The organism is Corynebacterium sp. UMB0012 (genome assembly GCF_030216265.1).
Taxonomy (GTDB): domain Bacteria; phylum Actinomycetota; class Actinomycetes; order Mycobacteriales; family Mycobacteriaceae; genus Corynebacterium.
The window spans coordinates 1-9,399 of the sequence record NZ_JASOKQ010000037.1 but is presented as its reverse complement, the minus strand read 5'-3'; the positions used below and the strand labels follow the sequence as shown (position 1 = coordinate 9,399).

Genomic DNA, 9,399 nt, shown 5'->3' with positions numbered 1-9,399 from the left:
TAGAAACCGAGTACTATCTCACCCAGCCCATCAACACAGGGCCGTAAAAGAAGCGGAACTAAACCCAGGACGCTTCAGTTCCAGCTGCAGCTTTAGCGCTCCTGTCGCCAGACTCGTAGCCTAGGTGGGCATCCATTTCAGCGTTGAGGTCTCTGGTAATCGAGGCTTGCAACATGCCGCGAACCAAGTCATTGGCATCCGTGGTGGACGTGTCTAGGTAATCGATCAGTTTCGCGATTTCAGGGCTAGCAAGAAGCTTCTTTTCAATCGCATCAATCTTGGCCTTATCAGCCGGATCTCGTCTCGCCACAGTAGTCATTCTGGTCCATCTCCTCATGCAGGTTAGGTACCCACACACCAACCATCAGACACTCTCTATTCCGAAGCCACTCCGGCGGCGTGGGCCGCGCACAACAAGGACCGCGATAAGCTGCAGGACATTAGCCGTGAGATGCTCGGCAGCGCCCTCGACTTGGTCATGGCCGCTGGCCACCCGTTCTACGATAATGACCACCAGAAGGTCGATATTCCCGACTATAGCTTCATGTACGAGGACGACTACGCCAAGCTTTCCGGAGGCGAGACCGACTGGAATTACTTCGAGTCCAACGATGACTTCAAGAAGATGGCGCAAGGTGACGTCAAGCCGTAGCAGAAGTATTGGGGTATCGCGCAGGTAGGTTCCACGTTGCAGAACTCCCGCTCGGGCGAGGCAAAGGCTCCATACTCGGACGAGCTTAACGACGTCGTCGATCTCCCCACCATGACGACTGGCGCCCTCAATGCGCTGGGACAGGACGAGGATGGCTTTTCCATCATGATTGAGGGCGGTGCCATCGACTGGGCCGGCCACGGAAATAACCCAGTGCGCGATATCGAGGAGACTCAGGACTTTAATAAGTCGGTTGATGCTGCCATCAAGTAGGTAGAGGAGAACTCCTCGTGGGAGGACACTTTGCTCGTCGTGACCGCGGATCACGAAACCGGTTATCTATCCGGTGCGAATGAGGCAGCGACGGACGACAACCCTGATGCGGAAGACCGCTTTAACGCCATGGAAGGCGAAAAGGGCAAGGTCGCTCGGCACGGTTGGTACTCCGGGCAGCACACCAACCAATTGGTGCCATTCTTCTTCAAGGGTGCAGGCTCTGAGGACATCATGGCTAATACCTCCGGTACGGATTCGGTGCGCGGCGATTTCATCGATAACACCTTGGTGGCCAACTTGGTCTTTGATGAGTGGTGGAACGATGGCACCGGCCAAGCAGAAGAGCCAGAGCAGCCAGGAGATACTGCTCACCCGTCTGATGAAGGCGGAAAGGAAGGAAGCAGCAAGGGCTTTGCTGCAGGTCTAGCTACGGGTCTGGGAATTCTAGGCGCCGTTGTCGGCGGCCTCGGCTTCCTGGCTACGCAGATGGGCGTGCTTAACATCGACTTGAAGCCCATGTATGAGCAGCTCAAGCGCGTGGGCCTGCGCTAAACAGAATAGGGCACAGCGCCTTACCTAAAGGTCCTGCCCTTCGCTTCCACGGCGAAGAGCAGGACCTTTTCTTAGCGCTGGGAAATCGGGGTCGGCTGGATCTTCCACACCTCGTTCGCGTAGTCCGCGATGGTTCGGTCCGAGGAGAAACGACCGGAATAACAGATATTCAGCCACGCTTTCTTTGCCCACGCAAGCTCGTCCTCTTTATACTCCGCGGCCATGCGGTCGCGGGTCTCGCGGTAGTCGGCGAAGTCACCTAGGACGTAGTACTGGTCTTGGGCGTGCTCCCCGAAGCCGTCGAGAAGCGAGGCGCGCAGATCGCCGAAGATACCGGCATTGTCTGCGCCCAGGGTGCCGTCGACAAGCGCATCCAGCACGCGGGCCAAGCCTGGCACGCTTTGGTAAAGCTCGCCCGGGTTGTATTCGGCGCGCAGCTGTGGCAACTCCTCATTGCGGGCGCCGAAGATATAAGCGTTGTCCTCGCCAACCGCCTCGACGATTTCTACGTTTGCTCCATCCATGGTGCCCAAGGTCAGGGCACCATTCATCATGAACTTCATATTGGACGTGCCGGAGGCTTCCTTGCCAGCCACAGAAATCTGCTCGGAGATATCAGCGGCCGGGATGATGTGCTCGGCGGGGGAGACGTTGTAATTTTCTACGAAGACGACGCGGATGATGTCTTTGGTGGCCGGGTCGTTATTGACCAGGTCTGCGATGGTGTTGATGAGCTTGATAATCGCCTTGGCGCGGTCGTAGCCCGGTGCGGCCTTGGCGCCAAAGATGAAGGTGCGCTTCGGCACGGTTTCGCCCTCGTCCTTGATGCGGAAGTAGAGGTCGAGGACGTAGAGGGCGTTCATCAGCTGGCGCTTGTACTCGTGCAGGCGCTTAATCTGCACGTCAAAGATGGAATCAGGGTCGATTTCAGCGCCTTGGTGGTCGTTTACCCATTGCGCAAAGTCGCGCTTATTGGACTGCTTGATGGCGATCAGTTCTCGTAGTAGGGCAGTATCGTCGGCCTTATCGGCGAGTTTGGCCAACTGGGTGAGATCAGTAACCCACGCATCGGAACCAGCCTGCTGGGTGAGCAGTTCTGCCAGGCGGGGGTTGCACATCTTTAGCCAGCGACGCGGGGTGACGCCATTGGTCTTATTGTTGAATTTTTCTGGCCAGAGCTCGTGCCATTCGGACAGCGTATCGGCCTTGATGATCTCGGTATGCAGGGCGGCGACCCCGTTAATGGAGTAGGCGGCGTAGCAGGCGATCCAGGCCATGTGAACCTGTCCGTTGGATACCGGCGCCATGTAGTCAATGCGGCCCTGATCCAGGCCGCGGTGGGCCATATCTTCGCGGAAGCGGCGGTCGATTTCTTCCACCAACTGCCAGATGCGCCAGAACAGTTTTTGGAAGATGGACACTTCCCAGCTCTCCAGGGCCTCTGCGAGCACGGTGTGGTTGGTGTAGGCGAAGGTATCGGTGACGATCTTCCACGCCGCATCCCAGCTCAGTCCATGGTCATCAAGCAAAATGCGCAGGAGCTCTGGGATGGCGAGCACTGGGTGGGTGTCATTGAGCTGGATGGAGTTGTACTGCGCAAAACCGGTGAGGTCCTCGCCGTGCTGGGCAATGTAGTTATCCACCATGGTCTGCAGGGATGCGGAGACAAAGAAGTACTGTTGGCGAACGCGCAGTACTTTGCCCTCATAGGTGGTGTCGTTGGGGTAGAGCACGCGGCAGATATCCATGACGCGCTCGCGATCGACAATGGCCTCCGTAAAGCGCTGGGAGTTGAAGGCATCGTAATCGAACTCAGCGATGGGCTCGGACTTCCACAGGCGTAGCGTGCCCACATTATCGGTTCCGTAGCCGGTGATAGGCATGTCATAGGGAATGGCGCGCACGTCCATATCATCGAAGTGGACACGGCGCTGCTCGGAGGCGCGGCGGATGATGAAGTCATAGCCGTTTTCCATCCACGCATCAGGCTGTTCCTTCTGGAAGCCATTCTCAAAGGACTGGCGGAAAAGGCCGTAACGGTAAAGCAGGCCATAACCGGTGACGGGGTAGTCCTGGGTGACAGCGGAATCGAGGAAGCAAGCGGCAAGACGCCCGAGGCCACCGTTGCCGAGCGCGGCATCGTGCTCAGCGTCGAGGACATCGCTCAGCTCGTGGTCGGCAGCGGTGGCCGCTGCCTTGGCATCGTCGACCAAGCCCAGGTTGGTGAGGTTATTGAGCAGCGCGCGGCCCTGCAGGAACTCCGCAGAGAAGTAATGCTGCTGGCGGGTCGCGGCATAGGCGGAACGGGTGCGCTCCCAGTTATCGGCAATCTGCTCCATGACGGCGCCGGATAGGCCCGACCAGAACTTGCGGTAGGAAGCGCTGTGCGGGCTCACACCGGAGGCCGCACGAACATGGGAGGGAACGGTGGATTCGAAAACAGAGTGCCGTGGCTGGCTCATGTGAAACCTTAAGTTAGTGGAAAGTCACGAAACGCCTGCCAGCTTAATAGGATTGGCGCAGCCTTGCAGGGGGAATAGGTAAAGGCGCGCCGGGTACCTAGGGCTTTGCCAAGTAGGTCAATGCCGCACCATACGCTGCCCTGGTGGAGGCATGGACGGTCGGGGCGTAGTCCGGCAGGAAGGTCGCCTGGTGGTTGACCGGTGGGTCTTGCAACTCGTCTTCCGGGGTGCAGCCGATGTGCCAAAAGACATAAGGTACGCCCCATGCCTGGGGTAGGTAGCAAAAGTCCTCAGAGGCGGTAGAAGGGGCGGCGATGACCGAATCGGAGCCGAAGGCGGCATCGAAAACCTCGGCCACTGGGGCGTGGGCCGTGGCGTCGTTATCAGTGACCTCGCCGTGAGCGTAGTACTCAAAGGTCGGGTCTTGCTCGCTTCCGGACGCCACACATTCGGCCTTGACCATGCGCTCGAGGGAGGCATAGACCTTTCCCGCGAGTGCGGGATCGTAATAGCGCGTATTGAGCACTAGCTCGGCAGATTCGGGAATGATGTTGTTTTTATCGCCGGAGTGTAGCTCGCCTACAGAGATGACAAAGAACTCGTGTGGGGCAACTTCGCGGCCCACGATAGCTTGGAGGCGGGTGACGATCATGGCCGCGATATAGGTGGGGTCGATGGAGTTATGGGGCATGGAGGCGTGGGCCGATTTTCCAAAGACGCGAATGCGCAGGGAATCGCAGCCGGCCATGATGGGGCCTGCGGTGTGGCGCACAGTGCCAGCTCGGCCGGGCATGATGTGTTGGCCAAGGCAAATATCGGGACGCGGCACGCGCTCGATGAGGTTATCGGCCAACATGTCCTTAGCCCCCACGGAGGATTCTTCGGCCGGTTGGAAAAGGGCGAGGAAGGTGCCGGACCAGGAGCTCCGGGAGGCGTCGAGAAGCGCGCAGGCACCCAGCAGCGCCGTGGTGTGCATATCGTGCCCGCAGGCGTGCATCTTTCCATTAGTGGCGGAATAGGACACGCCCGTGGCTTCCTCGACAGGCAACCCATCGAAGTCTGCGCGCAGCAAAGCAGTGGGACCATCGCCGTTGCGGAAGATAGCGACCATACCAAAGCCGCCGATGTTTTCTACTACCTCGCAGTCAAAATCGGCGAGCTTGGCGCGGATACGACCGGCGGTGCGCTCTTCTTCATGCGAAAGCTCGGGGTGGCGGTGCAGGTCTTCGTAAAAGTCCTGCTGCCACCCCAGGTCGGCTTCCTGGGACGTGACGAGCTGGGCGATGCGGGCAGAATCAGACATGGTTTCACACCTTAGGGATTGGGTAGGGTTGGCGCTATGCCGGTTATTCAATTTGATGTTTTGGTTCCCAACGGGCAAGCAGAGCGCGTCGCGGAAATCTTTACCACCGCCACCGACAAGCTGGTGGAGAGCGGTTCGCTTTCTTCCGCTGACGTTACTCACCCCAAGGCACCGCAGTTTCCAGAGGGGCTGGAGGAGCAGCTGCGGAAAAATTATCGCGACGAGCATGAGGACCGTGACCTTGCGGACGCGAGCGTGCACCGCTATGACATTGCGGTGGCGGGCGTGAGTGGCTCGGTCAACCAGCTGGGCATGGTGCTCTCGCGCCTTCTAACCCCGCATGCAGTGCTGCCCAAGGACCACGTATTGCTAGAAGATGAGCTGGCACATGAGCGGCCCGCCATCTTCCCGTGGTCGCTGTCCATTCGGCCTTAGAGCTGCTTGACGATGTCCCCGGCGGCCGCCGCTAGCTGCTGGGCCAACGAGCCTTCTTGGCTAAGGGGAGCGCAGTAGGCGTCGGTGTCATGCTCGAAGGAGCCGGCGACAATGCCCACCGGTGTTCCGGCTTGCCGGGCGAGATCCGTGATGGTTCCGACTGCCTTGCCGGTCAGAGACTGTTCATCAAAGCGGCCCTCGCCGGTAAGGACGAGATCGGCCGAAGCGATCTTTTCCGGAAGGCCCAGTGCTGCGGCCACGTGCGTGCCGCCGGACAGGACGCGCACGTGTTCCTCTGAACCCCAAAGGGTGCGTGAGAGCCAGGACAGGCCAATGGGAAGGCCACCCGCGGCGCCATAGTAGGCAGAATCTGCATCGGTGCCGGTAACCTCGCAGGCTCGGAGCATGGCGCCGGCCAGCAGCGCTACTTGTTCGCCTTGAGCTCCCTTTTGGGGGCCGTACATGGTTGCCGCCTGCACTGGGGTAGCGCGGGTATCTGCCAGCAGTGTGAAGTCGAGCATGCCCGCCTTGATATTGAGCTGCGCGGTGTCGATGTGGTCCAGCTGAACGAGGGGAGCGCCGCCCTTGGGCAGGGCATAGCCGCGGGCGTCGTGTGCGGCGGCGCCGAGTGCGGTGAGGATGCCCATCCCGGCGTCAATGCTGGCGGTGCCGCCTAATCCCAGCACGATCGAGGTAGCGCCACGTGTTTCTGCGTCCGCGATCAGCACCCCGGTGCCATAGGAATCGGCGTGGAGCGGATCCAGGCTGTCCTGCACAGCGGGCAACCCGGTGGCAGAGGCGGCGTCAATGAATGCCGTGGTTCCGGCGAGAACATAGCTCGCCTGAGTCAAGCGGCCATTGGCGTCGGTAGTGGGCAGGGTGATGGTCTCGGCGGATTGTCCACCGGCCGCTGCCGCCTGTGCAAGGACAGCGGCGGTGCCCTCGCCGCCATCAGCCATGGGCAGGGTGGTCACCGTGGCGTCGGGAAGCGCCTGGCGCACTCCCATAGCAATGCTGGCTGCGGCCTCGGGCGCGGAGGCGGTGCCTTTAAACGAGTCTGGGGCGACAACAATATGCATGCCCGTGATTATAAAGCCCGCCCGCGCTGGGGCACGGCGCGGCTTAGGATTCGAACGGACTACAGAAAATATCCATCTTTAACGTGGCTGGTAAAGGGGGTATGTATCTACCTGAACCCTCGAACCTGCTTGCATTATCGGTAGTTTGATAGGAAGCTGGTATCTGTTCTTACAAGTCCACAGAATGGAATGCACACCATGTCAGTAGATAGCCAAATCTCTGAGTACTACGACAAATTGCTCAAGCGCAATGCGGGAGAACCAGAATTCCACCAAGCTGTTTCTGAGGTCCTGGATTCGCTGAAAATTGTCCTAGAAAAAGACCCGCAGTACGCGGACTACGGCCTGGTGGAGCGCCTGTGCGAGCCTGAACGCCAGCTCATCTTCCGGGTGCCATGGATCGACGATAATGGCGAAATCCAGGTCAACCGCGGCTTCCGCGTCCAGTTCAACTCCGCGCTCGGCCCCTACAAGGGTGGCCTGCGATTCCACCCCTCGGTCAACCTGGGCATCATCAAGTTCCTTGGCTTTGAGCAGATCTTCAAAAACTCCCTGACCGGCCTGCCCATTGGTGGCGGCAAGGGCGGTTCTGACTTTGATCCTAAGGGCAAGTCCGAGGTAGAGGTCATGCGCTTTTGCCAGTCCTTTATGACGGAGCTGCACCGCCACATCGGTGAATACCGCGACGTGCCGGCCGGTGACATTGGCGTCGGCGGCCGTGAGATCGGCTTTCTCTTTGGTCAGTACCGTCGCCTGACCACCCAGCACGAATCCGGCATCCTCACCGGCAAGGGGTTGACCTGGGGTGGCTCCCTGGTTCGTACTGAGGCCACGGGCTTTGGCACGGTCTACCTCACCAATGAGATGATGAAGACGCACGGCGAGTCTTTCGACGGCGCCAAGGTTATCGTCTCCGGTTCTGGCAATGTGGCCATCTACGCTGCCGCTAAGGCCCAAGAGCTCGGCGCCACCGTAGTTGCGATGTCTGATTCCTCCGGCTACATCACCACCCCGAATGGAGTGGACATTGAACTGCTCAAGGATGTAAAGGAAACCCGCCGTGAACGTATTTCCACCTACGCCGAAGAGGCTGGAAACGGAGTGGAATTCCACAAAGGCGGAAATATCTGGGAAGTACAGGCAGACGTGGCTCTGCCGTGTGCCACCCAAAATGAGCTCGATGGCGAATCCGCAAAGAAGCTCGTTGACGGCGGCGTGCGCTACGTAGCCGAAGGTGCCAATATGCCGTCTACCCCAGAGGCGGTCCACATCTTCCAAGAATCTAAGATCAATTTCGCGCCGGGCAAGGCCGCCAACGCTGGTGGCGTTGCTACCTCCGCGCTAGAAATGCAGCAAAACGCATCCCGTGACTCCTGGTCCTTTGAGTACACCGATGATCGCCTCCATGCGATCATGTCCAATATCTTTAAAAACATCGATAGCACGGCTAAGGAATATGACCGTGAAGGCGATTACGTTGCCGGTGCAAATATTGCTGGCTTCAAGAAGGTAGCGGACGCCATGCTGGCACAGGGCGTTATCTAGCTGCTCACTTCTTCTTTCAAGTCCCCCTTCTGTGCTGCCTTTGTGTAGTGGAGAAGGGGAGCTTGTGCTGTAAATACGCGCCATAGATTGCGTGAGTGGGCGGTTGCAAGGCGATTGTCGGCACTGGAGGGTAAATCCGCAGTACACACTCGGTGCGTGGCCTCCACGTCTGGCGCGTGAGGGCATGTAAAATTCGCAGCATGTACCGTGTCTTTGAGTCCCTAGATGAACTAGTCCAGCACTTGGAAGAGGCCCATAGCCTCCCCATGACCTCTAATTGCATGGTTCCGCGCCATGAAATGCTCGCGCTTCTCGACGACCTCCGAAACGCCCTGCCCGTTGAAATTGATGACGCGCAGGATGTCTTGGATAAGCAGGATGAAATCCTCCACGGCGCCGAAGAGCGCGCGGACCAGACCATCAATGATGCTAATGCGCAGGCCGACGACATCGTGGGCCATGCTCGCGAGGAGGCGGATGCCACGGTGTCCCACGCAGAACAGCATGCCGCCAAGCTAGTGGCTGATGCTGAAGCTCGCGCTCAGTCCATGGTGGAACAGGCCCGCGCGGAAGCAGACCGCACCATCGCTCAGGCCAATGATGAATATGAGCGTTCCGTGGCAGAAGGCCGTGCCGAGCAAGAGCGTATGGTTTCGGAATCTGAAGTTGTGCGCCGCGCTGATGAGGAAGCACACCGCATCGTGGAGTCCGCCCACACCGAGTCCAACCGTCTGCGTAGTGAATGCGACGAGTTTGTAGACGGCAAGCTAAGCGAATTTGAAACCACTCTCAATGGACTACTGCGCACCGTAAGCTCCGACCGCTCTGCACTGCGCGGCGGTGCCGGAGTCCGTTCCCGTGGCGGCGACTACCAGTCCTCGGGTCGTGCCGGTGGCGTTGCGGGCGGCTCCCGTTACGCAGAAGGCGAGGCCTACGAGCGTCGCTATAACGAGCGCTAAGCCTTTAAAATCTTTCTGCCCTCAAGTTTCATTTCCCGGAGGTACCCGGGCTGGGGAGCTTAAGGGGTGAGGGATGGTTTGGTCCCTTGCATCAGGCACGGCCAAAGACCCTGGTGGGTGGGCAGACGGTTTGTCG

Annotated in this window: 9 protein-coding genes and 1 pseudogene; 6 read left to right on the top strand and 4 right to left on the bottom strand. The window is 59.1% G+C overall.

The window, feature by feature from the left end; all coding sequences use genetic code 11:
* Window positions 1–76: 76 nt before the first annotated feature.
* Window positions 77–319: pseudogene (locus QP324_RS11660) on the bottom strand (IS256 family transposase); the annotation flags it as partial.
* Between the two features lie 132 nt (window positions 320–451).
* On the opposite strand from QP324_RS11660, the gene QP324_RS11655 reads away from it, so the two are divergent.
* From QP324_RS11655 to QP324_RS11645, 3 genes are read left to right on the top strand one after another with little or no spacing between them, the layout of a single operon-like run.
* Window positions 452–652: a hypothetical protein gene (locus QP324_RS11655; RefSeq protein ID WP_284816131.1), complete on the top strand. Its 201-nt coding sequence runs from the start codon at window positions 452–454 to the stop codon at window positions 650–652.
* 36 nt (window positions 653–688) lie between these two features.
* On the top strand, window positions 689–925 hold the full coding sequence (locus QP324_RS11650; protein ID WP_239234727.1) for an alkaline phosphatase: 237 nt from the start codon (window positions 689–691) through the stop codon (window positions 923–925).
* Window positions 926–964: 39 nt separating this feature from the next.
* The gene (locus tag QP324_RS11645; RefSeq protein ID WP_284816129.1) at window positions 965–1,480 is read left to right on the top strand and encodes a hypothetical protein; all 516 of its coding nucleotides are present in this window, start codon (window positions 965–967) and stop codon (window positions 1,478–1,480) included.
* A gap of 71 nt (window positions 1,481–1,551) precedes the next feature.
* On the opposite strand, the gene QP324_RS11640 is transcribed toward QP324_RS11645, so the two are convergent.
* Window positions 1,552–3,942 (bottom strand): glycogen/starch/alpha-glucan phosphorylase, encoded by a 2,391-nt coding sequence (locus tag QP324_RS11640; protein WP_284816127.1) that lies wholly within the window; start codon window positions 3,940–3,942, stop codon window positions 1,552–1,554.
* Window positions 3,943–4,039: 97 nt separating this feature from the next.
* On the bottom strand, window positions 4,040–5,245 hold the full coding sequence (locus QP324_RS11635) for an amidohydrolase (protein WP_239277398.1): 1,206 nt from the start codon (window positions 5,243–5,245) through the stop codon (window positions 4,040–4,042).
* Between the two features lie 36 nt (window positions 5,246–5,281).
* On the opposite strand from QP324_RS11635, the gene QP324_RS11630 reads away from it, so the two are divergent.
* Complete coding sequence (locus QP324_RS11630; RefSeq protein ID WP_239277400.1) at window positions 5,282–5,680, top strand: hypothetical protein; 399 nt, start codon at window positions 5,282–5,284, stop codon at window positions 5,678–5,680.
* Here QP324_RS11630 and QP324_RS11625 read toward each other — a convergent pair.
* On the bottom strand, window positions 5,677–6,759 hold the full coding sequence (locus QP324_RS11625; protein ID WP_239277401.1) for a glycerate kinase: 1,083 nt from the start codon (window positions 6,757–6,759) through the stop codon (window positions 5,677–5,679). The two genes, QP324_RS11630 and QP324_RS11625, sit on opposite strands and share 4 nt — an antisense overlap.
* 198 nt (window positions 6,760–6,957) lie before the next feature.
* Here QP324_RS11625 and gdhA point away from each other — a divergent pair, with 198 nt between their 5' ends.
* Together gdhA and QP324_RS11615 are read left to right on the top strand one after the other, a co-directional pair.
* Window positions 6,958–8,304: an NADP-specific glutamate dehydrogenase gene (gene gdhA / locus QP324_RS11620; RefSeq protein ID WP_239277402.1), complete on the top strand. Its 1,347-nt coding sequence runs from the start codon at window positions 6,958–6,960 to the stop codon at window positions 8,302–8,304.
* A 200-nt stretch (window positions 8,305–8,504) separates the two neighbouring features.
* Complete coding sequence (locus tag QP324_RS11615) at window positions 8,505–9,263, top strand: DivIVA domain-containing protein (protein WP_239277404.1); 759 nt, start codon at window positions 8,505–8,507, stop codon at window positions 9,261–9,263.
* The last annotated feature ends 136 nt before the right edge of the window (window positions 9,264–9,399 follow it).